The 24,094-nt window shown below is 66.1% G+C and carries 21 protein-coding genes; 18 read left to right on the top strand and 3 right to left on the bottom strand.

The window, feature by feature from the left end; all coding sequences use genetic code 11:
• The first annotated feature begins 50 nt into the window (after window positions 1–50).
• Window positions 51–2,498, top strand: coding sequence for a penicillin-binding protein 1A (locus tag JYP50_RS14915; RefSeq protein WP_206561343.1), 2,448 nt, complete (start codon window positions 51–53; stop codon window positions 2,496–2,498).
• 39 nt (window positions 2,499–2,537) lie between these two features.
• On the opposite strand, the gene JYP50_RS14920 is transcribed toward JYP50_RS14915, so the two are convergent.
• Window positions 2,538–3,794: a malic enzyme-like NAD(P)-binding protein gene (locus JYP50_RS14920; protein WP_206561344.1), complete on the bottom strand. Its 1,257-nt coding sequence runs from the start codon at window positions 3,792–3,794 to the stop codon at window positions 2,538–2,540.
• Between the two features lie 58 nt (window positions 3,795–3,852).
• Here JYP50_RS14920 and JYP50_RS14925 point away from each other — a divergent pair, with 58 nt between their 5' ends.
• On the top strand, window positions 3,853–4,098 hold the full coding sequence (locus JYP50_RS14925) for a hypothetical protein (protein WP_206561345.1): 246 nt from the start codon (window positions 3,853–3,855) through the stop codon (window positions 4,096–4,098).
• A gap of 1,210 nt (window positions 4,099–5,308) precedes the next feature.
• Here JYP50_RS14925 and rpmE read toward each other — a convergent pair.
• Window positions 5,309–5,527, bottom strand: a complete 219-nt coding sequence (rpmE, locus tag JYP50_RS14930; protein WP_206561346.1) for a 50S ribosomal protein L31 — start codon at window positions 5,525–5,527, stop codon at window positions 5,309–5,311.
• A gap of 203 nt (window positions 5,528–5,730) precedes the next feature.
• Here rpmE and JYP50_RS14935 point away from each other — a divergent pair, with 203 nt between their 5' ends.
• The 6 genes from JYP50_RS14935 (at window position 5,731) to JYP50_RS14960 (ending at window position 13,025) form a co-directional block, all read left to right on the top strand.
• Window positions 5,731–7,929: a primosomal protein N' gene (locus JYP50_RS14935; RefSeq protein ID WP_206561347.1), complete on the top strand. Its 2,199-nt coding sequence runs from the start codon at window positions 5,731–5,733 to the stop codon at window positions 7,927–7,929.
• Between the two features lie 131 nt (window positions 7,930–8,060).
• The gene (gene argS / locus JYP50_RS14940; protein ID WP_206561348.1) at window positions 8,061–9,746 is read left to right on the top strand and encodes an arginine--tRNA ligase; all 1,686 of its coding nucleotides are present in this window, start codon (window positions 8,061–8,063) and stop codon (window positions 9,744–9,746) included.
• Between the two features lie 2 nt (window positions 9,747–9,748).
• A complete protein-coding gene (locus JYP50_RS14945) occupies window positions 9,749–10,357 on the top strand; it encodes an SPOR domain-containing protein (protein ID WP_347136804.1) in 609 nt (202 codons plus the stop codon).
• Between the two features lie 125 nt (window positions 10,358–10,482).
• The gene (gene hslV / locus JYP50_RS14950) at window positions 10,483–11,037 is read left to right on the top strand and encodes an ATP-dependent protease subunit HslV (protein ID WP_206561349.1); all 555 of its coding nucleotides are present in this window, start codon (window positions 10,483–10,485) and stop codon (window positions 11,035–11,037) included.
• A gap of 254 nt (window positions 11,038–11,291) precedes the next feature.
• Complete coding sequence (gene hslU, locus JYP50_RS14955; RefSeq protein ID WP_206561350.1) at window positions 11,292–12,620, top strand: ATP-dependent protease ATPase subunit HslU; 1,329 nt, start codon at window positions 11,292–11,294, stop codon at window positions 12,618–12,620.
• A 9-nt stretch (window positions 12,621–12,629) separates the two neighbouring features.
• Window positions 12,630–13,025: a gamma-butyrobetaine hydroxylase-like domain-containing protein gene (locus tag JYP50_RS14960; protein ID WP_206561351.1), complete on the top strand. Its 396-nt coding sequence runs from the start codon at window positions 12,630–12,632 to the stop codon at window positions 13,023–13,025.
• Between the two features lie 76 nt (window positions 13,026–13,101).
• On the opposite strand, the gene JYP50_RS14965 is transcribed toward JYP50_RS14960, so the two are convergent.
• Complete coding sequence (locus tag JYP50_RS14965; protein WP_206561352.1) at window positions 13,102–14,094, bottom strand: IS110 family transposase; 993 nt, start codon at window positions 14,092–14,094, stop codon at window positions 13,102–13,104.
• Window positions 14,095–14,772: 678 nt separating this feature from the next.
• Here JYP50_RS14965 and ubiE point away from each other — a divergent pair.
• The 10 genes from ubiE (at window position 14,773) to JYP50_RS15015 (ending at window position 23,546) form a co-directional block, all read left to right on the top strand.
• Entirely contained in the window at window positions 14,773–15,522 is a 750-nt protein-coding gene (gene ubiE, locus JYP50_RS14970; protein WP_206561353.1) for a bifunctional demethylmenaquinone methyltransferase/2-methoxy-6-polyprenyl-1,4-benzoquinol methylase UbiE, read from the top strand.
• A 1-nt stretch (window position 15,523) separates the two neighbouring features.
• Window positions 15,524–16,159, top strand: a complete 636-nt coding sequence (locus tag JYP50_RS14975; RefSeq protein WP_206561354.1) for a ubiquinone biosynthesis accessory factor UbiJ — start codon at window positions 15,524–15,526, stop codon at window positions 16,157–16,159.
• A complete protein-coding gene (ubiB, locus tag JYP50_RS14980) occupies window positions 16,156–17,817 on the top strand; it encodes a ubiquinone biosynthesis regulatory protein kinase UbiB (protein WP_206561355.1) in 1,662 nt (553 codons plus the stop codon). The genes JYP50_RS14975 and ubiB overlap by 4 nt, the downstream gene beginning before the upstream one ends.
• 77 nt (window positions 17,818–17,894) lie before the next feature.
• Entirely contained in the window at window positions 17,895–18,305 is a 411-nt protein-coding gene (hisI, locus tag JYP50_RS14985; RefSeq protein ID WP_241263171.1) for a phosphoribosyl-AMP cyclohydrolase, read from the top strand.
• Window positions 18,302–18,655, top strand: coding sequence for a phosphoribosyl-ATP diphosphatase (locus JYP50_RS14990; protein WP_206561356.1), 354 nt, complete (start codon window positions 18,302–18,304; stop codon window positions 18,653–18,655). The genes hisI and JYP50_RS14990 overlap by 4 nt, the downstream gene beginning before the upstream one ends.
• Window positions 18,656–18,719: 64 nt before the next feature.
• On the top strand, window positions 18,720–18,956 hold the full coding sequence (gene tatA, locus JYP50_RS14995) for a twin-arginine translocase TatA/TatE family subunit (RefSeq protein ID WP_206561357.1): 237 nt from the start codon (window positions 18,720–18,722) through the stop codon (window positions 18,954–18,956).
• 9 nt (window positions 18,957–18,965) lie between these two features.
• Window positions 18,966–19,304, top strand: coding sequence for a Sec-independent protein translocase protein TatB (tatB, locus tag JYP50_RS15000; RefSeq protein ID WP_206561358.1), 339 nt, complete (start codon window positions 18,966–18,968; stop codon window positions 19,302–19,304).
• On the top strand, window positions 19,301–20,056 hold the full coding sequence (gene tatC, locus JYP50_RS15005; protein WP_206561359.1) for a twin-arginine translocase subunit TatC: 756 nt from the start codon (window positions 19,301–19,303) through the stop codon (window positions 20,054–20,056). The genes tatB and tatC overlap by 4 nt, the downstream gene beginning before the upstream one ends.
• Window positions 20,057–20,128: 72 nt before the next feature.
• The gene (locus JYP50_RS15010; RefSeq protein ID WP_206561360.1) at window positions 20,129–21,787 is read left to right on the top strand and encodes a mechanosensitive ion channel family protein; all 1,659 of its coding nucleotides are present in this window, start codon (window positions 20,129–20,131) and stop codon (window positions 21,785–21,787) included.
• Between the two features lie 7 nt (window positions 21,788–21,794).
• Window positions 21,795–23,546, top strand: coding sequence for an ABC transporter transmembrane domain-containing protein (locus tag JYP50_RS15015; RefSeq protein ID WP_206561361.1), 1,752 nt, complete (start codon window positions 21,795–21,797; stop codon window positions 23,544–23,546).
• The last annotated feature ends 548 nt before the right edge of the window (window positions 23,547–24,094 follow it).

The following is a 24,094-nucleotide window of genomic DNA, read 5'->3' on the forward strand; positions in this document are numbered from 1 at the left end:
CCCCGACCCTTGTCTACAGTAATACACGGCACTGTTTTGTAAAGGAATAAATGAATTTCCTCGGTTTTTTATTGCGCGCGGCCCTGCTGTCCTCACTGGCCTCGATGTGGCTGCTGGCGGGGGTCTATCTCTACCTGAGCCCCAAGCTGCCGGATGTGGAAACGCTGCGCGATGTGCAGCTGCAAACACCCATGCGCGTCTACACCCGCGACGGCGACCTGATCGGCCAGTTTGGCGAGCAAAAGCGCAGCCCCCTGCCCTTCGACGCCATCCCCGAGCAGTTCATCCACGCCCTACTGGCGGCGGAGGACGACAACTTTTTCCGCCACCAGGGTATCGACTTCATGGGCCTGCTGCGGGCGGTGTCGGAGTTGGTGCTCACCGGGGAAAAGGGCTCCGGCGGCAGCACCCTGACCATGCAGGTGGCGCGCAACTACTTCCTCAGCCTCGAACGCACCTTCCTGCGCAAATTCAACGAAATCCTCCTGGCCATCGAGATCGAACGCACCCTTAATAAAGAAGAGATCTTCGAGCTCTACTTCAACCGCGTGTTTCTCGGCCACCGCGCCTACGGCTTCGAGGCCGCGGCCCAGGTGTACTACGGCAAGAGCATCACCGAGCTGAGCCTGGCCCAGCACGCCATGCTGGCGGGCATTCCCAAGGCCCCCTCGCGCAACAACCCGATCAGCGGCCCCGAGGCAGGCAAGGAGCGGCGCAACTGGATCCTGGGGCGCATGCGCGACCTGAACTATATCGACAGCGCCACCTATACTGCCGCCACCAAGGACCCCGTCAGCGCCCGCCACCACGGCGCCCAGCTGGCCTTCGCGGCGGACTACGCCGCGGAAATGGCGCGCCAGCAAATGCTGGAGCGCTACGGCATGGCGGCCTACAACGACGGCTACCAGGTTTACACCACGGTCAGCTCCGACCTGCAGAAAGTCGCCCAGCGGGCGCTGATCGAGGGCCTCGTTACCTACGACAAACGCCACGGCTACCGCGGCCCGGAGCGCCAGCTACCACCCGCCGAGGGGCAGCACCCCGCGTCCATGCGCGAAGCCTGGCTCGCCGCCCTGGCGGACACCCCCGTGGTGGCGGGCATGTCGCCGGCCATCGTCACCGAGGTCGGCGAGGACCGGGTCGCCCTGCTGCTGGGCATGGGAGGCACCGGGGAAGTCCTGTGGCAAAACGGCCTGCGCCAGGCCAGCCCCTACCTTACCGAGAACTCCCGCGGCCACGGTCCGGAATCCCCCGCCAGCCTGCTGTCGGTGGGCGACCTGATCCGGGTGCGCCGGGACGAGCAGGACCAGTGGCACCTGGTACAGGTGCCCGCGGTCCAGGGAGCACTGGTGTCCCTCGACCCGAACAACGGCGCCATCGTCAGCATGGTCGGGGGCATGGGCTTCGAGGACAGCAAGTTCAATCGCGCCACCCAGGCCCAGCGCCAACCCGGCTCCAACTTCAAACCCTTCCTTTACAGCGCCGCCCTGGACGGCGGCTTCACCGCCGCCAGCCTGATCAACGACGCCCCCGTGGTGGTGGAGGACAGCTCCCTGGAGGGCATGTGGCGCCCGGAGAACGACGGCGGCAGGTTCTACGGCCCCACGCGCCTGCGCTGGGCCCTGACCAAGTCGCGCAACCTGGTCTCCATACGCCTGCTGCAACAGCTGGGGGTGGAGCAATTGCTCAACTACATCGGCCGCTTCGGTTTCGACGCCAGCGAGTACACCCCCAACCTGTCACTGGCCCTGGGCACCCAGACCGCCAGCCCCCTGCAGGTGGCGGCGGGCTACGCGGTGCTGGCCAACGGCGGCTACCGGGTGGAACCCTTCCTGATCCAGCGCATCGACGACATCGATGGCAACACCGTATTCGAGGCCCGGCCACCCACCGTGTGCCGCGGCTGCAACGCCCCCGGGGAAAACCGGCCGGGCTCGGGCAAAGAGCTGAGCATGGAGGAAATCCTCAACCAGGAATCACCCGCCGAGCCCACCCTGCCCCCGGCGGAGCGGGTCATGGACGAGCGCGTGAACTTCATCGTCAACAGCATCCTGCAGGATGTGATCACCCGCGGCACCGGGCGCCGCGCACTCGTCCTGGAGCGCAAGGATCTCGGCGGCAAGACCGGCACCACCAACGGCCCGATGGACGCCTGGTTCTCCGGCTTCAACCGCGATGTGGTGACCACCACCTGGGTGGGCTTTGACGAGTACACGCCACTGGGGCGCCGCGAATTCGGCGGCACCGCCGCCCTGCCCATCTGGATCGACTATATGCGCGAGGCACTCAGGGACAGCCCCGACGTCCCCCGCCCCCTGCCGCCGGGCATCGTGCGCGTGCGCATCGACCCGGACTCCGGCCTGCTGGCCGAACCGGGACAGAAAAACGCCATCTTCGAATACTTCCGCGAGGAACACGTGCCCCGGCGCGGAGCCTCGGGCACCGAACAGGGCCCCGGCACCCTGGGCACCGACGACCTGATCAAGGATATTTTCTGAGCCCGGGCCGGGCTGGCCCGGACCGCCTCAAGAGCGGGGTCAGGCCCCGAGCTGCGACGCGTAGTCGTCGGCCAACTCGCACCGGGCCACGCCGGTGTCCACCGCGGCGCGGGCCACGGCGGGGGCGATGCGGGTCAACAGGCGGGAATCCATAGGCTTGGGAATGATGTACTGGGATCCGAATGACAGGCTGTCCAGGCCGCAGGCCCGCAACACTTCCTCGGTCACCGGCTCCTTGGCCAGTTCACACAGGGCACGCACCGCCGCCACTTTCATTTCCTCGTTGATTTCGCTGGCACGCACGTCCAGGGCGCCGCGGAAAATAAAGGGGAAACCCAGCACGTTGTTGACCTGGTTGGGATAGTCGGAGCGGCCGGTGGCGATAATCAGATCGTCCCGGGCCTCCAGGGCCATTTCCGGCTTGATTTCCGGATCCGGGTTGGAGCAGGCGAAAACCACCGGGCGGTCGGCCATCGACAGCAGCATTTCACGGCTCAACAGGTTGGCGCCGGACAGCCCCACAAACACGTCGGCGCCGCTGATGGCGTCCGAGAGGCTGCGCTTGTCGGTGTGGTTGGCAAATTCCCGCTTGTAGGCGTTGACGCCCTCGCGCCCGGCGTAGATCACGCCGCGCCGGTCGAGCATGAAGATATTCTCGCGCCGCGCGCCCAGGCTGACCAGCAGGCGCATGCAGGCGATGGCCGCGGCGCCCGCCCCCAGGCAGGTGATTACGGCGTCTTCGAGCCGCTTGCCCTGGATCTCCAGCGCATTGACCATGCCCGCCGCGGTGACGATGGCGGTGCCGTGCTGGTCGTCGTGGAAGACCGGGATATTACAACTCTCGATCAGGCGGGACTCGATCTCGAAACACTCCGGCGCCTTGATGTCCTCGAGGTTGATACCGCCAAAGGTATCGGCAATGCGCGCCACGGTGTCGACGAATTCATCGGCGTTTTCGGTGTCGACTTCGATATCGACGGCGTTGATCCCGGCGAAACGCTTGAACAGCAGGGCCTTGCCCTCCATCACCGGCTTGCTGGCCAGCGCGCCGAGGTTGCCCAGGCCGAGTACCGCGGTACCGTTGCTGATCACCGCCACGAGGTTGCCCTTGCCGGTGTAGCGGTAGGCATTGTCCACGGACTCGGCGATCTCCCTGCAGGGCTCGGCGACGCCGGGGCTGTAGGCGAGGGAGAGGTCGAGCTGGGTTTCCGCGGGCTTGGTAAGTTCGACACTGATTTTGCCCGGGGTGGGCTCGGCGTGGTAATCCAGTGCAGCTTGGCGGAAGTCTTGGGTCATGGCGGGGTCCCGATTTCGTGGCGCTCGAAAAAGGCACAAGAGAATATAGAAAAGCCCGATGAGCGACAAGGTGAGAAATTCACCAACTTTGCCTGTTTACTGGATTTTTATTGGTGAAACCGCGGGGCGTGGCGAGCGGCCGACCCCACCCCGCCGCCGCACGTATCGAGGCGGCTATTTTCCAGCTGGCCTTCCGGCCCAAGCGGTGCTCGTGGCACACCTGACCGGTATCTCCGCCAATTTAGCGTGTGTTTCCAGACTTTACACGGCCGGGTATTTGGCTTCTTTTGGAGAGGCGGCCTGACGGCCGCTGCGTCGCGCCCCGGCAGGTGGCGCCTCTTTTATTCCGCTCCGGGGAGCATGCGGCACAAGACCAGGCTATGTTGTTGTCATCTTCCAGGGAGGCGGCCTGCGGCCGCTGCGTCGTGCCCCGGCAGGCGGTGCCTCTTTTGTTCCGCTCCGGGGAGCATGCGGCGCGTCTGCCTCCTTACTTCTTAATGTGGCGAGTTGCTCCTAACTTCGAATGGCCTGATTGCCGACCAGGGCTGGAGGGCTTCGTAACTTCAGTAGTCCGCTGGAGGGTGCTGCAGCCGCGTTGCCACTAAGCCGATGCGGTACTCGCACCGACTCCCCTGCGCTGCACAAAAGAGGCACCACCCACCGCGTCCCAACGCGGGGAACGTTGACGAGCCGTTCAGTGCGATCGTTGCTGCCTTTCGTGTAGGGTCGAATTTATTCGACCAAAAAGCGGCGGAATAAATGACCCGAAAAGAGGGGCCCGCTGTCCGCCCTACAAGGGCAGGCAGCCCCCCTGTAGGGTCGAATTTATTCGACCGAAAAGCGGCGGAATGAATTCCGCCCTACAAGGACAAGCAGCCCCCCCCTGTAGGGTCGAATTCATTCGACCAAAAAAGCGGCGGAATGAATTCCGCCCTACAAGGACAGGCAGCCCCCCTGTAGGGTCGAATTCATTCGACCAACCCCAGGCCGGACATTTGCACCCTCACCCACCGATTGGCACCCCGCGTTGATCCGGGGTAGGTCAGGTCTTTTTGGCCCGGCGCGCAGGGGTCGGTGCGAACACCACATCCGCTTAGTGGCAGTAGCCCCACAGCCCGCTCGCCCGGACACCCCCCAAACAACCGCGCCCAATCATCAGTATCACCCGGGTCGACCAACCGCCCCCCAAGCAACACCCCCTGCAAGAAGCAAAAAGGCAAACGCACCGCATGCCCCGTAGCAGAGGGCCAAAAAGCACCTGGCCTGCGCCGGAGCGACGCAGCGGCCGCAGGCCGCCTCAAAGCCCGAAGCAGGAACCGGAAACCGGAAACCGGAAACCGGAAACCGGAAACCGGAGGGTCGAGGATCGAGGGTCGAAAGCCAAGCCACAAGGAGAAACAAACCAACCCGCAAGCAGCAAATCACCCAGCCCAAACCAAAAGCGAAAAACCGCCAGGCAAAAAAAACGCCGGCCCCCAAAAGAGGCCAGCGTTTTTTGACGAACCCGGTCGGGCCTAGCGCTTGTTCGCGCCGCGGCTGCCGAAGCGCTTCTTGAAGCGGTCGACACGGCCGCCGCTGTCTACAATCTTCTGCTTGCCGGTGAAGAAGGGGTGGCAGTTGGAGCACACGTCCACGTGGAAATCCTCACACAGCGTAGAGCGTGTCTGGATCTGGTTGCCGCAGCTACAGGTTGCGGTCACCGACTCGTACTTCGGATGGATATCTGCTTTCATCGTTCTCTCCTGGATAACGGTACCGCCACCCGATCCCGCGCCGGGCACCGTACCTGAAATTGGCCGATTGACGCCCTCGCAGGGGACGGACCGGTCAAAAAATAGGCGGGCATCTTACCAGACGCACCTGGATAAGCAAGCCCCCGGCAGGATTTGCTACAATCGCCGATTCGCCGCCAACCCACCCGCCGTCAAGGGGCGCAATGACCGTACTCCGCCTGGCCGTTCCCACCCCCCTGCGCCGCCTCTTCGACTACCTGCCACCCGCCGACATGAGCGCCGACCAGGCCACCGCGCTCGAGCCCGGCGTGCGGCTGCAGGTGCCCTTCGGCCGGCGGCGGGTCAGCGCCGTACTGGTGGAGCGCGCCGCCGACTCCGAGCTGCCGCGCGGCCAGCTCAAACCCGCGCAGGAACTGCTCGATGAACGGCCGATCCTGCCCGGACAGCTCCTCGCGCTGTGTCACTGGGCCGCCGACTACTACCAGCATCCCATCGGCGAGGTGCTGTCCGCCGCCCTGCCCCAGCACCTGCGCAAGGGCCATCCGCGGCAGCGGGGCACCATCAAATGCTGGCGCCTGACCCGGCGCGGCATGGGACTGCCCGAGGGCGCGCTGTCTCGCTCCCCGCGCCAGGCCGAGGCGCTGGCCGCGCTGCAGCAGACCGAGGCGGCGGTACCCGTCGATGCGCTCAAGTCGCGCGACATCGGCGCCGCCGCGCTGCGGGCCCTCGCAGAAAAAGGGCTGGCGGAGCGCTGCCTGGACGAACCCGGCTTCACCGCCCCCCACTGCCACCCCGGCCTCGGCCTCAACGCCGACCAGCAGCTCGCCCTGGACGGCATCGCAATCACCGCCGGCGGATTTGCCTGCCACCTGCTGGAGGGCGTCACCGGGAGCGGCAAGACCGAGGTCTACCTGCAATTGATCGCGCGCGAACTCGAAGCCGGACGCCAGGCCCTGGTGCTGGTGCCGGAAATCGGCCTGAGCCCCCAGACCCTGGACCGCTTCAAGGCCCGCTTCGACGCGGAGATCGTGGTGCTGCACTCGGGCCTGTCGGAGGGCGAGCGCTACCGGGCCTGGGAAGCCGCCGCCGCGGGCCGGGCGCATATCGTGATCGGCACCCGCTCGGCGGTGTTCACCCCGCTGGCGCGGCCCGGGCTGATCGTGGTCGACGAGGAGCACGACGGCTCCTATAAACAGCAGGACGGCTTCCGCTATTCGGCGCGGGATGTGGCGGTGAAACGGGCCCAGCTGGAAGGCTGCCCGGTGGTCCTGGGCAGCGCCACCCCGGCGCTGGAATCGGTACACAACGCCCGCCAGGGCCGCTACCACCACCACCTGCTGCCGCGCCGCGCGGGCAGCGCCCGGCTGCCGGCGATGCAGGCCCTCGATATTCGCCAGCAACCGCTGCAGGCGGGCTTCGCGCCGCCCCTGTTGCAGGCCGTGGGCGATACCCTGGCGGCCGGTAACCAGGCGTTGCTGTTTCTCAACCGCCGCGGCTACGCGCCGTCGCTGCAGTGCCACGATTGCGGCTGGCTGGGCGAATGCGAGCACTGCGACGCCCGGCTGACCGTGCACCTGCGCCGGCGCCAGCTGCGCTGCCACCACTGCAGCGCGGTCACCGCACTGCCCGCGCAGTGCCCGCAATGCCACAGCCGACAATTACTCACCTCGGGCGTGGGCACCGAGCAGGCCGAGCAGCGGCTGCGGGAGGAATTCCCCCGGCACCCCGTCTACCGCGTGGACAGCGACTCGATGCGCGGCCGCCACGCCATGCAGGCCCTGGCGCAACAGGTGAACCGGGGCGACCCCTGCATTCTGCTGGGCACCCAGATGCTGACCAAGGGGCACCACTTCCCCGCGGTCAGCCTGGTGGCCGTGGTGGACGCCGACGCCCTGCTGTTCAGCGCCGATTTTCGCGGCGAGGAGCGCATGGCCCAGCTGCTGACCCAGGTGGCGGGACGCGCGGGACGGGCGGAAACTCCGGGGCGGGTTATCCTGCAGACCCACCACCCCGACCACCCCGCGCTGCAGGCCATGCTGTGCCAGAGCTACGCGGAACAGGCCGAGGGGCTGCTGGCCCAGCGCCGGGGCGCCGGCCTGCCCCCCTGGGGCCAACTGCTGATGGTACGCGCCGACAGCGCCGACGCCGCCGCCGGGGAGGCTTTTCTCGACCAGCTGCGCGGGCAATTTGAAGACAGTGGCGCCGCCGGCTGCCAGCTGATCGGCCCCCTGCCCTCGCCCATGCAGCGCCGCCAGGGCCGCTACCGGAGCCAGCTGCTGGTCAGCACCCGCGGCCGGCCCGCCGCCCGCGCCGCGGCCGCCCGGCTGGTGCAGCTGGCGGAGAACCTGCGACGCCCCCGCGACCTCAACTGGTTCGTGGATGTGGATCCCACGGAAATGTAGCGGCGCCGGCGAACGTTTGCCGCCCGTTATCCCTGCAACAGCGGGTGGCCAACGCCCGCCGTTGCAGGGATAATGGGCGCCTTTCGCCGCGGCCGCGGCCCTCAACCGACAACGCAGTTAACCCTCGACGCATGAAGCAAGCACTCTCCGAGCTGATCCAACAGGCGCTGAACGCGCTGATCGACCAGGGCGTCCTGCCCGCCGATATCGCCCCGCGCATCCAGATCGATCGCACCCGCGACCCCAGTCACGGCGACCTGGCCAGCAATATCGCCCTGACCCTGGCCAAGCCCGCGGGCAAGAATCCGCGGGAACTGGCCGGCCTGGTCTGCGACGCCCTGCCCGCGGCGCCCTTCCTCAAGGCCACCGAGGTGGCGGGCCCGGGCTTTATCAATTTCTTCCTCTCCGACAGCAGCAGCCAGGCCGTGGTCGCCCGGGTGCTGGAGCAGGGCGAGCGCTTCGGCGCCAGCGACGAGGGGGCCGGCCGCAAGGTGCAGGTGGAGTTTGTCTCCGCCAATCCCACCGGCCCGCTGCACGTGGGTCACGGTCGCGGCGCCGCGGTGGGCGATAGCCTGTGCCGGCTGCTGGCCGCCACCGGCTGGGACGTGACCAGCGAGTTCTACTACAACGACGCCGGCGCCCAGATCACCAACCTGGCACTGTCGGTGCAGGCCCGCTGCCGGGACCTCGGCCCCGAGGACGCCGGCTGGCCGGAGGACGGCTATCGCGGCGACTATATAAAAGACGTCGCCGCGGCCTACATGGCGGGCGAGAAAATCGACGCCGAGGACCAGCACGTGATCGGCGCCGCCGATGCCGACAACCTGGAGTCGATCCGCGCCTTTGCCGTGGCCTACCTGCGCCGGGAGCAGGACCTCGACCTGAAGGCCTTCGCCGTGCACTTCGACGTGTATTTCCTGGAGTCCTCCCTCTACGACTCCGGCGCGGTGGAGGAAACCGTCGAGGCCCTGGTGGCCAACGGCCACACCTATGAACAGGACGGCGCGCTGTGGCTGCGCACCACCGACTTCGGCGACGACAAGGATCGCGTGATGCGCAAGCGGGAAGGGGGTTACACCTACTTCCTGCCGGACGTCGCCTACCACCTGAACAAATGGCGGCGCGGCTTCGAGCGGGTGATCAACGAGCAGGGCGCCGACCACCACAGCACCGTGACCCGGGTGCGCGCCGGCCTGCAGGCCCTGCACCAGGATATTCCCGAGGGCTGGCCGGACTACGTCCTGCACCAGATGGTGACGGTCATGCGCGACGGCGCCGAGGTGAAGCTCTCCAAGCGCGCCGGCAGCTATGTCACCCTGCGCGATTTGATCGACGAGGTGGGCCGGGACGCCACCCGCTACTTCCTGGTGGCCCGGGGGCCCAGCTCACAGCTCACCTTCGACATCGACCTGGCCCTGTCGCAAAGCAACGACAATCCGGTGTACTACATCCAGTACGCCCACGCCCGGGTGTGCAGCGTATTGCGCAAGCTGGCGGAGGCCGGCGGCGAATGGCGCGCCGAAAGCGGCCTGGCCAAACTCGAGCGCCTGACCGAGGACCACGAGGCCGCGCTGCTGAAACAGCTCGACAAGTACCCGGAAGTGGTGGCCAATGCCGCCCGCAACAGCGAGCCGCACACAGTGGCCACCTACCTGCGTGAACTGGCCGGCGACTTCCACACCTACTACAACGCCCACAAGGTACTGGTGGACGACACCGACCTGCGCGACGCCCGCCTGGCCCTCAGCGCCGCGGTGCGGCAGGTGATCGCCAACGGCCTCGGCCTGCTCGGGGTGTCCGCGCCGGAGAGCATGTAAACGTGGCACGCGACTACGCCAAGGGCGGTCGCCGCGGCGGGGGCAAGGGCGGCGCGCGCAAGTCCGCCACCCGCAAGCCCGCGGCGAAGACCGTCGCGCGCAAATCCGCCAGCAAGCCCGCCCCCCGGGTATGGCGCTGGTACGCCTCGGGTCTGTTGAGCGGTATCCTGCTCAGCCTGACGCTGTACCTGGTGACCCTGCCGCCCGCGCCCGGCGAATCCGGCAAACCCGGCGACGAGGCCCCGCCCGAGGCGGCCAAAGCCGAGGCCAAGCAGCCGCCAAAGCCACGCTTTGACTTCTACACCATGCTGCCGGAGCAAAGCATTGACGTGGAGGTCGACCCCGCGGAGGTGGCGAAGCCCAGGGCGACGCGCAACGAAGTCTACCTGCTGCAGGCGGGCTCCTTCCGCCAGAGAGAAGACGCCGACCGGCGCCGGGCGGAATTGCTGCTGCTGGGCCTGGAGCCCCGCGTCGAGGAGTCCAACGGCGACAACGGCCGCTGGTTCCGCGTTTTCCTCGGCCCCTTCGACTCCCGCTCGCGCATGGCCAAGGCCCGCAGCCTGACCGCCGGGCAGGATATCGACACCCTCCTACTCAAACGCGAGGGCTAGGGCTGGTTTTCCCTTGTGATCCCCGCTGTGACGCACAACGCCATCGCGGGAATCAGGGATGACAGGCCGGTTGAAAATCCCCTGCCCCGCCCCCACATCACACCCACGCATGCAGGAGAAGTAACGTGGAACAATACAGAGGCACAACCATCCTCTCGGTGCGCCGGGGCAACTCGGTGGTGATCGGCGGGGACGGCCAGGTATCGATGGGCAATACCGTCATGAAGGGCAATGCCCGCAAGGTCCGCCGCCTGTACAAGAACGAAGTGCTGGCGGGCTTCGCCGGTGGTACCGCGGACGCCTTTACCCTGTTCGAGCTGTTCGAGGCCCAGCTCGACAAGCACCAGGGACACCTGGTGCGCGCCGCGGTGGAGCTGGCCAAGGCCTGGCGCACCGAGCGCGCGCTGCGCCGCCTCGAGGCCCTGCTCGCCGTGGCCGACAAACAGACCTCGCTGATCATCACCGGCAACGGCGACGTGATCGAGCCCGAGGACAACCTCATCGCCATCGGCTCCGGCGGCCCCTTCGCCCAGTCCGCCGCCCGCGCCCTGCTCGACAACACCGACCTGGGCGCCCGTGAGATCGTGGAAAAAGGCCTGTCCATCGCCGGCGACATCTGCATCTACACCAACCACAACCAGACCATCGAACAACTCGACTATAGTGCTCCTTCAAGGTGATATTGTCGTATTCAGCGCCAAGCAGGCCGTTCTCTGCAAGGCGCAGTGGCGCCGGCATGGTGGTGCCATGTCAAGCCGCTGCAACGCGGCAGAGGGCGGCCTGCTTGGCGCCCGAAGGGTCAGCCCCACGGCTGCCCATTGCTTCGTTATTTCCTCTCGACATAGACCCACTATGCCTTCGAGAAAATGCCTCACACTGGGCAGCCGTGGGGCTGACTGAACATGACAATATCGCCTTGCAGGAGCACTAGCTAATGTCCAACATGACACCCCGCGAGATCGTTCACGAACTCGACAATTTCATCATCGGCCAGCAGGAAGCCAAGCGCGCGGTGGCCATCGCCCTGCGCAACCGCTGGCGCCGCATGCAACTGGCGGACGACCTGCGCGCCGAGATCACCCCCAAGAACATTTTGATGATCGGTCCCACCGGCGTGGGCAAAACCGAGATCGCCCGCCGCCTGGCGAAACTGGCCAACGCGCCCTTCGTCAAGGTGGAGGCCACCAAGTTCACCGAGGTGGGCTACGTGGGCCGCGACGTGGAATCGATCGTGCGCGACCTCGCGGACGTGGCCATCAAGATGTACCGCGAACAGGCCATGACCCGGGTCCGCTCCCGTGCCGAAGAGGCGGCGGAGGAACGGGTACTGGACATTCTGCTGCCGCCGGCCCGGGACACCGGCGAGGCCGAGGCCTCCGGCGCCAATACCCGCCAACTGCTGCGCAAGAAGCTGCGCGAGGGCGATCTCGACGACAAGGAGATCGAGGTACAGCTGTCGGCGGCCGCCCCCGGCGTGGAAATCATGGCGCCCCCCGGCATGGAGGAGATGACCAACCAGCTGCAAAGCATGTTCTCCAACATGTCCCGGCAGCAGAGCAAAACCCGGCGGATGACGGTGAAAGCGGCCTTCGAGGCGCTGACCGAGGAAGAGGCCGCCAAACTGGTCAATGAAGAGGAGCTCAAGCAGAAAGCCATCGAGTCGGCGGAGCAGAACGGCATTGTATTCATCGACGAGCTGGACAAGGTCGCCAAGCGCGCCGAGGGCGGCGGCGCCGACGTGTCCCGCGAGGGCGTGCAGCGCGACCTGCTGCCGCTGATCGAGGGCTCCACCGTGAGCACCAAGCACGGCATGATCAAGACCGACCACATCCTGTTCATCGCCTCCGGCGCCTTCCACCTGTCCAAGCCCTCGGACCTGATCCCCGAGCTGCAGGGGCGCCTGCCCATCCGCGTGGAGCTGGAAGCCCTGACCCCGGAGGACTTCGAGCGCATCCTCACCGAACCCAGCGCGTCCCTGACCGAGCAGTACCAGGCGCTGCTGGCCACCGAGGGCCTGCAGATCCGCTTTACCGAGGACGGTATTCGCCGCATCGCGGAGACCGCCTGGCAGGTGAACGAGAAAACCGAGAACATCGGCGCCCGCCGCCTGCACACGGTCATGGAGCGACTGCTGGAGGAAGCCTCCTACAGCGCCGCCGACACCGGCCTCAGCGGCCAGGACATGACCATCGACGCCGAGTACGTCGACCGGCAACTGCAGGCCCTGTCCTCCAATGAGGACCTGTCGAGGTTCATCCTCTAGGGCCGCGGCATGACCGACAGAGCGCCTAGGCCCCGGGACGTCAAGCTCCACCGCCGCTCACGCGAACTGGAGCTGGCCTACCCCGGTGGAGACAGCTACCGCCTGCCCTGCGAGTACCTGCGGGTATATTCCCCCTCCGCCGAGGTGCGCGGCCACGGCCCCGGCGAGGAGGTCCTGCAAACCGGCAAGCTCAATGTGAACATCACCGGCATCAAGCCGGTGGGGCACTACGCCCTGCAGCTGATTTTCGACGACGGTCACGATACCGGGCTCTACGCCTGGGATTACCTGTACCAGCTGGCCACCGAGCAGGAGCAACGCTGGCAGGCCTACCTGGAGCGCCTGCGCGAGGCCGGCGCCAGCCGCGACCCGGAGGTGCAGGTGGTGAAATTCGACCCGTCGTGATTTCGGGGTATCTGGTCGAATGAATTCGACCCTACAGAGGCCGGGCGGAACCACCCTGTAGATACTCTGTTTCAAGTCAAGCTTTCATGTGCTTGTCGCTGAACAGCAGCGACGAATCGAAGGCTGTGTCCGTCTGCAGGCAGGCCCACAGCCCGGTGAGGTACTTCCGCATCACCGCGCACAGGGCCTGGACCTTCTTTTTGCCCCGAGCCACCAGGGCTTCGTAGAAAGCCTTCGCCCTCGGATCGTGACGCACCGCACTCAGGGCTGGCATGTACAGGGCGGCCCGCAGGTAGGCATTGCCAGCTTTGCTGAGTCGCGCCGGCCGGTTGACGCTGGTTCCCGACTGCGTCAGTCGCACATCCAAGCCGGCATAACGGCTCACCTGGGGGGCCTTGAGATCCTGGGGCAGTACGCTCAGCTCCGCCAGGACAGCGATGGCCGTTGCCTCTCCGACGCCCTTGGCGGCACGCAGGTGTGTTAGTTGCCGTGACAAGGACTGATGCTCGGCAATCAGGGCCAAGGCCGCCTGGCTCAGCCGTTCGATGCGCCGCTCCAGCACGGCGATCCCATCCTGCTCGTCCTCGATCAGCAGCGCCAGAGTGGCACGCTTGGAACGCAGGGCATGTAGTCGGTTCTTGGCTTGTGTTCGGGTACCGGTCAGACGGTTGATCTGCCGCCCGATATCCCGCAACGCCAGGCGCGTCTCGTCCGGTGGTGTCCAGCGCCGGGGCTGCATCCGCTCGCCGTACTCCGCCAGCAGGGCAGCATCCACAGGATCGGTCTTGCTGCCTGACAGGGTCAGCTCCGCAAAGTGGTGGAAGCTCTTCGGGTTGATTACCGCAACCGGCAAGCCGGCCTGGGCCAAGGCCACCGCCAAGTCCAGGTAGTAAATCCCGGTTGCCTCCAGGACAATCAGCGCGGGCTGGAGGGCCTGGAGCCGCTGCACCGCCTTGGCATGCCCCTCAGGGGTCTGCTGGAAACGCTCCGCCTTGCTGGTCTTGCCGGCTTGCCGGCTGACCAGATCAAAGGTTCGGGCGGCGACATCGATCCCCGAAAACACGCTCATGCTCTTCCTCTCACGGCTGATGTTGGCTCACAATAGCCACCGGTTCCCCGACCTCGCACTTGATGCTGCCTCATCCTTGTGATGCGAAGTCCGGCCTCGCCGGCTTCCTGATACTCCTCGAGGTAGGCAATGAGGCGGGGAGCCACTCTACAGACGAGGTCAGTCAGTGCTGCCTCCAGGGCCGAACGGCCTCCCCGGTAACTGGTGAAAAACCCTACCACTTCGTTGGTATGCAACATACAAGGGCCGAATTCATTCGGCCAACACCCAGCGCCCCCTCTGTAGAACCGAATTCATTCGCCCAACACCCGGCATCCCCCCTGTAGGACCGAATTCATTCGGCCAACACCCGGCGCCCCCCCTCTGTAGAACCGAATTCATTCACCCAACACCCGGCATCCCCGCTGTAGGGCCGAATTCATTCGGCCAACACCCGGCGCCCACTCTCTGTAGGGCCGAATTCATTCGGCCAACGCCCGGCATCCCCCCTGCAGGGCCGAATTCATTCGGCCAACCCCAAGCGACCATTTTCACTCCCCCGCAGGGCCGGGAGCCCCCCTCTTTCCGGAATACAGCAGCCCCTATTTACAGGTCATTCATCCGCCCGGTCACGGCCCATTACGACACTCACCTACAACGCGCTACAATGCGCGCTCGGACGAACCGGGCGGAGGCCCCATGAGCGACAAGCAAAGCACCCATTTCGGCTATCGGGAAGTCGACAACGACGCCAAGGCGGACCTGGTGGCCAACGTCTTCCACTCGGTGGCCTCCCGCTACGACCTGATGAACGATTTGATGTCCGGGGGCATCCACCGCATCTGGAAACGCTTCGCCATCGAGCTGTCGGGGGTGCGCAAGGGCAATGCGGTACTGGACATCGCCGGCGGCACCGGCGACCTCGCGGCGCGCTTCAGCCGCATTGTCGGCGACCAGGGCCGGGTGGTGCTGGCGGACATCAACGACTCCATGCTGCGGGTGGGACGCGACAAGCTCATCGACACCGCTCATCAGGGCAACATCGAGTTCGTGCAGGCGGACGCCCAGGACCTGCCCTTCCCCGACGACAGCTTCGACTGCGTGACCATCGCCTTCGGCCTGCGCAACGTCACCGACAAGGACCGCGCCCTGCGCTCCATGCTGCGCGTCCTCAAGCCCGGGGGCCGGCTGCTGGTGCTGGAGTTTTCCAAGCCCGAGAGCGAACTGCTGGGCAGGGCCTACGACGGCTACTCCTTCCGGGTGCTGCCGCTGATGGGCCGGCTGGTGGTGGGCGACAGCGACAGCTACCAGTACCTGGCGGAATCGATCCGCATGCACCCGGATCAGGAAACCCTCAAGCAGATGATGGAGGACGCGGGCTTCGCGCGCGTCGAATACCACAACATGACCGGCGGCATCGTCGCCCTGCACCGGGGCGTCAAGGCCTGACATGGGCCCCTCCCCGACCCTGCATACCGCGGCGCTCGCCGGCCTCGAGGGCCTGCTCAACCGCGCCCTGGCCCTGGACCCGGAAAGCGGCCGCGCCCTCGCCGCCCTGGATGGCCGCGTGTTTGCCCTGGACTGTACCGCGCCGCATTTCCAGGTCTACCTGCTGCCTTCCACCGACGGCCTGCAGCTGGCGGGCCACTGGGAGGGCGAGGTCACCACGCGGGTGCGCGGCGAAGCCGCCGATTTCGCCGAGCTGGCCACCGCCACGGACCCCGCCGCCGCGCTGATCAACGGCAATCTCACCCTGGAGGGTGACAGCGCCCCGCTGATCGAGCTGCAGAAAGCGCTCGCCGGCCTGGAGCTCGACTGGGAGGCGCCGCTGGTGGACAACCTGGGCGACGTGGCCGGCCACCAACTGGCCGAGGCCTTCCGCGGGCTGTTTTCCTTTTCCCGCCAGGCCCACGCCAGCCTCGAACGACAGCTGGAGGAGTTCATCCACGAAGAGGCGCGACTCAGTCCGCCGCGGCTGGAGCTGGAGGACTTCTACCGCGACGTCGGCACGCTGGCCGAACGCAGCGAGCGCCTGGCCTCGCGCATCGAACGCCTGAAGGCACGCATCCGGCGCCTATCGCAATGAACTTCTCGTTTTCACGTGCCCGGCGGGCGGTAAAAATCCTGCGGGTGGCCGGCCGCCACCGCCTGGACACCTTTTTCGAGAGCGAGCAGCTGCCCGGCTGGCTGCGGCTGGCCTTCCGCCTGTCCCCCTGGCGCCTGGGCCCGGCGCCGTCACAGTCCCCGGGGGTGCGGCTGCGCATGTCGCTGGAGGAACTGGGGCCGGTGTTCATCAAATTCGGCCAAATCCTGTCCACCCGGCGCGACCTGCTGCCCCCGGAACTGGCCGAGGAGCTGGCCAAACTGCAGGACAAGGTGCCGCCCTTCCCCGAGCAGGAATCGGTGGCGATCATCGAGCGCGCGCTGGGCAAGCCGGTGGCCGAGCTGTTCGCCAGCTTCGAGGCCAAGCCGCTGGCTTCCGCCTCGGTGGCCCAGGTTCACGGCGCCACCCTGAAGAGCGGCGAGCAGGTCGTGGTCAAGGTGGTGCGACCGGGCATCGAGCCGATCATTCGCCAGGACCTCGCCCTGCTCTACACCCTCGCGCGGCTGGTTGAACGCTACCTGCCCGACGGACGCCGCCTGCGCCCGGTGGAAGTGGTGTCGGACTACGAGATCACCATCCTCGACGAACTGGACCTGTCGCGTGAAGCCGCCAATGCCTCCCAGCTGCGGCGTAACTTCGAGGACAGCCCGCTGGTGTACATTCCCCAGGTGCACTGGGATTACACCCGGCACAACGTCTTCGTCATGGAGCGCATCAGCGGCATTCCGGTCACCGATATCGAGGCCCTCAAGGCCCGCGGCACCGACCTCAAGTTGCTGGCGGAAAGGGGTGTGGAGATTTTCTTCACCCAGGTATTCCGCGACAGCTTCTTTCACGCCGACATGCACCCGGGCAACATCTTCGTCGACGCCACCGTGCCCTCCGACCCCACCTACATCGCGGTGGACTGCGCCATCATCGGCAGCCTGTCGGATTCCGACCAGTACTACCTGGCGCGCAACCTGCTGGCCATTTTCCACCGCGACTACCACGAGTGCGCGCAACTGCACGTGGAGTGCGGCTGGGTGCCGCCCCAGACCCGGGTGCAGGACTTCGAGTCGGCCATGCGCGCGGTGTGCGAGCCGGTCTTCGAGCGCCCCCTGAGCGAGATTTCCTTCGGCCAGCTGCTCATCTACCTGTTCCGCACCGCGCGCCGCTTCGACATGGAAGTGCAGCCCTCCCTGGTACTGCTGCAGAAAACCCTGCTCAATATCGAGGGCCTGGGCCGCCAGCTATACCCCGACCTCAACCTCTGGGACACCGCCCAGCCCTACCTGGAGCGCTGGATCCAGGAGCGCTACTCGCCCCAGTCCCTGTTCCGCCGCCTGCAGCGCCACGCCCCGTCCTGGCTGGAGCAACTGCCGGCGCTGCCGGACGCGGTGCTGGAGAACCTGCAGCACGCCCGGGACGCCGACCGCCAACTGGTCAACCAACGACAGCGGGTGGTGGAACTACAGCGGCAACAGCAACGGGAAACCGCGCGCCGCAAGCGCCACCTGATCGCCGCGATGGCCTGCGTGGGCGCCGCCGCGGTGGCCTACCCCGGCGGCCTGGCGCTGCTGTCCCAGGCACCGGTTCTCAGCTGGGTGCTCGGTGGCGCGGCATTGGTCTTGGTGTGGCCCCGGGACCCGGAGAGCTAAAGGGCCTGCCCACAGTGACTGAACAGCCCAACTGGCTAAGACAGCCTGCCCGCCCTGTGCCATAATGCGCGACCTGTATGAGTGAATTTGACGACATTGCAAAAGCCGTGGAACAGGTGAACTGGAACGACCAGGGTCTGGTGCCGGCGATCGCCCAGGACTGGCGCAGCGGCGAAGTGCTGATGCTGGCCTGGATGAACCGGGAAGCCCTGGAACTCACCCTGCGCGAGGGCCGCGCCGTCTACTGGTCCCGCTCGCGCGGGGCGCTGTGGCGCAAGGGCGAGTCCTCCGGCCACGTTCAGCACCTGAAGGAACTGCGGCTGGACTGCGACGCCGACACCGTGTTGATGAAAGTGGAGCAGGTGGGCGATATCGCCTGCCACACCGGCCGCCGCAGCTGCTTTTACCAGCGGCGGGAGGCGGGCGAGTGGCGCGCGGTGGAGCCGGTGCTGAAGGACCCCGACAGCATTTACCCGGGCAAGGCATGAACGAACTACTGCAACAATTGGATGCCACACTCGCCGCGCGCCGCGCGGCCGACCCCGCGGACTCCTATGTCGCCAGCCTGCACCACAAGGGGCTGAATAAGATACTCGAAAAGGTGGGCGAGGAAGCGACCGAGGTCATACTCGCCGCCAAGGACGCCGCAGCGGGCGGTGACGGCGAGCGCGATGCACTGGTTGGCGAGGTGGCCGACCTGTGGTTCCACTGCATGGTCATGCTCTCGCACCTCGACCTGGACAGCGACGCGGTGCTGGAATGCCTGCGGCAGCGCTTCGGCCTGTCGGGACTGGCGGAGAAAGCGGCCCGCGGGGGCGCGCAATCGGACAATGGATAACAGACGCGCAAGCAGGTAGGCGGCAATGCCTGTCGGCTTGCCGGATTAATAGCGGGAGACAAACATGGGTTTAGGCGGTATCAGTATCTGGCAACTGCTGATCATTCTGGCAATCGTGATCATGCTGTTCGGCACCAAGCGCCTGCGCAACCTCGGTAGCGACCTGGGCAGCGCGGTCAAGGGCTTTCGCAAGAGCATCCAGGACGAGGGCGACGACAACGCCAAGAAAGGTGATGCCGGCGAGGAAGATCCCGCCGCCATGCGCGAGCAACCCGAACAGGACCGCAACAAAGAGCAGTAGGGCCCGGGCGTGTTCGACATCGGCTTCCTCGAGCTGGTCATCATCGCCGCGGTCGCGCTGCTGGTGATCGGGCCGGAACGACTGCCCGGCGCGGTGCGCACGGGCGCGCTGTACTTTCGGCGCATCAAGCGCGGTTTCAACGACATCCGCCAGGAAGTGGAGCAGGAACTGCACAACGATGCGGTCATGCAGGAACTGAAAAAGACCCGCGACCAGGTCAGCGACCAGACCGGTCAATGGCGCGACGACATCAGCCGGGCCGGTGAGCAATTCGAGCGCGACCTTCGCCTCGAGGACGACACGCCCGCCCCGCCGCCTGCCGAGCCCCCAGAGAAACCCCGGGAATGACCGACGACCACACCGACCAGCCGATGCCGCTGGTGGCCCACCTCACCGAACTCCGCGACCGCCTGCTGCGGGCCCTGCTCGCGGTGCTGGTGGTGTTCATCGGGCTGTTTCCCTTCGCCAACGAGATTTACGCCTACGTCTCCGAGCCCCTGCGGGCCATTCTCCCGGAAGGCGCCAGCATGATCGCCACCGAGGTGGCGTCGCCCTTTCTCACGCCCTTCAAGCTGACCCTGGTCGCCGCGATCTTCCTGGCGATTCCCTATGTGCTGTACCAGGTCTGGAGCTTTATCGCCCCGGGCATGTACCGCCACGAGAAGCGCCTGGCGATCCCGCTGCTGGCCTCCAGCGTGGTGCTGTTCTACGCCGGAGCGGCCTTCGCCTACTTCGTGGTGTTCCCGCTGATCTTCGCCTTCTTCACCAGCGTCGGTCCCGAGGGCATCACCATCATGACCGACATCAACCGCTACCTCGACTTCGTGCTGAAGCTGTTCTTCGCCTTCGGCATTGCCTTCGAAATCCCCATTGCCGCGGTGCTGTTGATCTGGGCCGGCATCACCACCCCCGAGGCCCTGGTGCGCAAGCGCCCCTACATTATCGTGGGCTGCTTCGTTTTCGGCATGCTGCTGACACCGCCGGATATCATCTCCCAATCGCTGCTGGCCATCCCGATGTGGATTCTGTTCGAATTCGGCGTGTTCTTCGGCCGCCTGGTGCAGCGGCGCAGGGATGCCGCAGAGCAGGCACAGGACTGAACAGTCGCCTATTTCCCCCGCCCGGGGCCAGGTAATACACTACCCTCCGTGCCCAACGACACGGACAGCCGCATGAGCCTTTTCCACGCCGCCCTGCGCCACCTGCTGCTCGCCAGCCTGCTGGCCTGCCTTCCCGCCGCCGCCCAGGAGGGTGAAGACAGAAACATTCGGGAGATCATCGAGGCGGAGCACCAGGCGCGAAAACTCGCCGAGGAAAAAACCGACGAGGCGCCGGGCAGCCTGGAGTCCATGTCGACGCCGCTGGATTCGATTCTCGGCCTCAGGGAAGCCCTGCTCGCCAACGACTTCCAGCGGGCGGGCCAGTTTCTCGATATGCGCTATCTCCCGGAAGCGGTCGAGGCCTACGAGCCCGCCACGCTGGTCCGCGCCCTGTCGAACGTGTGGCGCCAACAGAACATTGTCGACCTGTCCGCGCTCAGCGATTCGCCGGAGGGCAATCTCAACGACGGCCTGCCGCGCTACCGCGACCTGCTGGGCCATGTGACCACCTCCACCGGGGACGTACCGATCTACCTGCAGCGGGTCCCCGACGACAGTGGCAAGCGCGTGTGGAAAATATCCAACGCGAGCGTCGCGCAGATTCCCATGCTCTGGGACGAGCTGGGCTACAGCCCGGTCGCCGTATTCCTCGCCACCCATTTGCCCGACTTCCACTTTCTGGGCATGGACAACTGGCAGCTGATCGCCACCGTACTGATCGTGTTGCTGGCCTGGCCCCTGGCGACCCTCGCCAGCGGCCTCCTGTCCCGGGTGGCGCTGTTGATTCCCAACCGCTTTCCCCTGGGCATCAAGCGGTTTTTCCGGGTCTCGTTCCGCATTTTCCTGTTTATCTTCATCACCCGCTGGCTGATTGGCCAGTTGGGACTGTCCCTCACGGCGCGCATCATGCTGGAGTCCAGCGGGCTGGATTACTTCGCCTTTACCGTCCTGCTGCTGGGCCTGATGTCGCTGGTGCGCGACTACAACATGCGCCGCCTCGAGCATCTCGGCCACACCCAGTACGTCGCCCTGCTGCGGCCGCTGACCACCATGCTCAAGGTGGTCGCGGTCGTCATCATCGCCCTGGTCTGGGCGGAGAACGCGGGCTACGACATGACCACCATTCTCGCCGGCCTCGGCGTGGGCAGCCTGGCGGTGGCCCTGGCGGCCCAGAAAACCATGGAGAACATCATCGGCGCGGTAACGCTGTATACCGCGCGCCCGGTCAACCCGGGAGACCTGTGCCGCTTCGGCAACATTGTCGGGCGGGTGGAGGAGATCGGCCTGCGCTCGACCACGATCCGCACCCTCGACCGCAGCCTCATGGTGGTGCCCAATTCCATGTTCTCCTCCACCGAGATCGAGAATATCAGCGCCCGGGACCGCATTCGCTACTACAACGAGTTGCGCCTGCAACTGATCTCGCGCCCGGCGATGGAGGCGCTGCTCGCGAGCATGAACGACATTTTCAAGCGGCATGAGAAGGTCGTGCCGGACACCCTGAGCCTGCGCTTCGCGCGCATCGAGGACGCCACCGCCGTGCTGCGCATCGACGCCGGCATCGCCACCACCGACTTCCAGGAATTCCTTGCGGTCGCGGAAGAGCTCAACCTGCAGATCGTGGACTGCATAGAAGCCTCCGACAGCCGCTTCACCGGGCCGGGACAAATGATGCAGGTGGCGCAGATCGAAGAGAGCGCCGTGCAGCACGTCCCCGAGAGCGAAGACTAAGACGATTATGTCATCTCCGGTCCGAGCCCTGTCGCCACTGCTGGCCATCGCCACCTTTCTCAAGCCCTACCGCCTGCGGCTGGCGGCCGCTGGCTGCGCCCTGGTGTTCACCGCCGCCGCCACATTGATGCTGGGCCGCGGCATCCAGGTGATGATCGACCGGGGCTTCGCCGGCGGCACCAGCGCCGATCTCAAGGCGGCGATCACCCTGTTGCTGGCCATCGCCGGCGCCATGGCCGTCGGCACCTTCGTGCGCTTCTACCTGGTGTCCTGGCTCGGGGAGCGGGTCAGCGCCGATTTGCGCAAGGCGGTGTTCGACAACCTCGTCACGCTGCACCCCGGCTTCTTCGAGACCAACCGTTCCGGCGAGATCATGTCGCGCCTCACCACCGACACCAGCCTGCTGCAGACCATCATCGGCTCATCCCTGAGCATGGCCCTGCGCAGCAGCCTGACCCTGGCGGGAGCCCTGGTGATGATGTTTATCACCAACCTCAAGCTGAGCCTGATCATCACCGCCAGCGTGCCCCTGGTGCTGCTGCCGATGCTGGTCTACGGCCGCCGGGTACGCCGCCTGTCCAACCGCAGCCAGGACAGTATCGCCAGCGTGGGCAGCTACGCCGGCGAGATTATCCAGCACATCAAAGTGGTGCAGAGCCATACCCAGGAGCCCTTCGAGTCGCGGGCCTTCGGCGGCGAGGTGGAGCGCGCCTTCGCCATCGCGCGCCAGCGCGTCCGCCAGCGCGCACTGCTGATTTGCGCCGCCATCACGCTGATGTTCACCGGCCTCTCGGCAATGCTGTGGACCGGCGGCCAGGACGTGATCACCGGCCGCATGAGCCCCGGCGAGCTGGGCGCCTTCGTGTTCTACGCGATCATGGTGGGCACCGGCTTCGGCACCATCTCCGAAGTCTGGGGCGAGTTGCAGCGCGCCGCCGGCGCCGCCGATCGCCTGCTGGAGCTGCTGGCCACCCGCAGCGCCATCACCGGCGGCACCGCCCCCGACACTCCCCTGGGCGAGGCCCGCATGGCTCTCGAAAGAGTGAGTTTTACCTACCCCGCCCGACCCCGGCAGCCGGCGCTGAAAGACTTTTCCCTCGATATCCCGGCCGGCAAGAGCCTGGCGCTGGTCGGCCCCTCCGGCGCCGGCAAGTCCACCGTGTTCGAACTGCTGCAGCGCTTCTACGATCCCCAGTCCGGGCGCGTCAGCCTCGACGGCCGCGATATCCGCGACCTCTCCCTGCACGCGTTGCGCTCGCACATCGCCCTGGTACCGCAGCAGCCGGCGCTGTTCACCGCCGACGTGCGCTACAACATCGCCTACGGCCGCCCCGAGGCCTCGGACACCGAAATCATCGCCGCCGCCAAGGCGGCCCACGCCCACGACTTTATCGAGGCCCTGCCCGAGGGCTACGCCAGCCACCTGGGCGAACAGGGCGTGCGCCTGTCCGGCGGCCAGCGCCAGCGCCTCGCCCTGGCCCGGGCGATCCTCAACGACCCGGAAATCCTGCTGCTGGACGAGGCCACCAGCGCCCTGGACACCGAGAGCGAATACCAGGTGCAGCAGGCCCTGCGGAAATTGATGCGCAACCGCACCACGGTGATCATCGCCCACCGCCTGTCGACCATCCTGCACGCGGACCAGATCGCGGTGATGGATCGCGGGGAGCTGGTGGCGACCGGTACTCACGAAAGCGTGCTGCGCTCCTGTCCGCTGTATGCGCGGCTGGCTTCGTTGCAATTTCGGGATAGTGCGTGATACCGGGCTTGGCGGTTGCGTCCGGATCGGGACGGCGGGTTTTCCTCAGGGGCGGTCGAATGAATTCGACCCTACATGTTCCTCGCGGCGTGTTCCTGTGGGGCGGGATTCATTCCGCCGCTTTTGGTCGAATAAATTCGACCCTACACTGGATTGGCGCTCCCCCTGTAGGGCGGAATTCATTCCGCCGCTTTTGGTCGAATAAATTCGACCCTACACCGGACTGGCGCTTCCCCTGTAGGGCGGAATTCATTCCGCCGCTTTTGGTCGAATGAATTCGACCCTACACCGGATTGGCGCTTCCCCTGTAGGGCGGAATTCATTCCGCCGCTTTTGGTCGAATGAATTCGACCCTACACCGGACTGGCGCTTCCCCTGTAGGGCGGAATTCATTCCGCCGCTTTTGGTCGAGTAAACATCTGCGTTCTTAGAACGCAGACTTGCTTTTAGCCCCCTATAAGGGGGCTGTGAAGCCAGCCTTCTTAGAAGGCTGGCCCAAGTTGTGCCATCTTCAGATTATCGACGTAAGTCCATACGGACTTGTTTCT

It is taken from the genome of Parahaliea mediterranea, from assembly GCF_017255185.1.
Classification (GTDB): domain Bacteria; phylum Pseudomonadota; class Gammaproteobacteria; order Pseudomonadales; family Halieaceae; genus JAFKCZ01.

What these genes read in the sequence shown, in the direction of transcription:
- JYP50_RS14915 (WP_206561343.1), top strand. Translation starts at nt 51, where the DNA reads ATGAATTTCCTCGGTTTTTTATTGCGCGCGGCCCTGCTGTCCTCACTG.
- JYP50_RS14920 (WP_206561344.1), bottom strand. Translation starts at nt 3,794, where the DNA reads ATGACCCAAGACTTCCGCCAAGCTGCACTGGATTACCACGCCGAGCCC.
- JYP50_RS14925 (WP_206561345.1), top strand. Translation starts at nt 3,853, where the DNA reads ATGAGCGACAAGGTGAGAAATTCACCAACTTTGCCTGTTTACTGGATT.
- rpmE (WP_206561346.1), bottom strand. Translation starts at nt 5,527, where the DNA reads ATGAAAGCAGATATCCATCCGAAGTACGAGTCGGTGACCGCAACCTGT.
- JYP50_RS14935 (WP_206561347.1), top strand. Translation starts at nt 5,731, where the DNA reads ATGACCGTACTCCGCCTGGCCGTTCCCACCCCCCTGCGCCGCCTCTTC.
- argS (WP_206561348.1), top strand. Translation starts at nt 8,061, where the DNA reads ATGAAGCAAGCACTCTCCGAGCTGATCCAACAGGCGCTGAACGCGCTG.
- hslU (WP_206561350.1), top strand. Translation starts at nt 11,292, where the DNA reads ATGTCCAACATGACACCCCGCGAGATCGTTCACGAACTCGACAATTTC.
- JYP50_RS14960 (WP_206561351.1), top strand. Translation starts at nt 12,630, where the DNA reads ATGACCGACAGAGCGCCTAGGCCCCGGGACGTCAAGCTCCACCGCCGC.
- JYP50_RS14965 (WP_206561352.1), bottom strand. Translation starts at nt 14,094, where the DNA reads ATGAGCGTGTTTTCGGGGATCGATGTCGCCGCCCGAACCTTTGATCTG.
- ubiE (WP_206561353.1), top strand. Translation starts at nt 14,773, where the DNA reads ATGAGCGACAAGCAAAGCACCCATTTCGGCTATCGGGAAGTCGACAAC.
- JYP50_RS14975 (WP_206561354.1), top strand. Translation starts at nt 15,524, where the DNA reads ATGGGCCCCTCCCCGACCCTGCATACCGCGGCGCTCGCCGGCCTCGAG.
- ubiB (WP_206561355.1), top strand. Translation starts at nt 16,156, where the DNA reads ATGAACTTCTCGTTTTCACGTGCCCGGCGGGCGGTAAAAATCCTGCGG.
- hisI (WP_241263171.1), top strand. Translation starts at nt 17,895, where the DNA reads ATGAGTGAATTTGACGACATTGCAAAAGCCGTGGAACAGGTGAACTGG.
- JYP50_RS14990 (WP_206561356.1), top strand. Translation starts at nt 18,302, where the DNA reads ATGAACGAACTACTGCAACAATTGGATGCCACACTCGCCGCGCGCCGC.
- tatA (WP_206561357.1), top strand. Translation starts at nt 18,720, where the DNA reads ATGGGTTTAGGCGGTATCAGTATCTGGCAACTGCTGATCATTCTGGCA.
- tatC (WP_206561359.1), top strand. Translation starts at nt 19,301, where the DNA reads ATGACCGACGACCACACCGACCAGCCGATGCCGCTGGTGGCCCACCTC.
- JYP50_RS15010 (WP_206561360.1), top strand. Translation starts at nt 20,129, where the DNA reads ATGAGCCTTTTCCACGCCGCCCTGCGCCACCTGCTGCTCGCCAGCCTG.
- JYP50_RS15015 (WP_206561361.1), top strand. Translation starts at nt 21,795, where the DNA reads ATGTCATCTCCGGTCCGAGCCCTGTCGCCACTGCTGGCCATCGCCACC.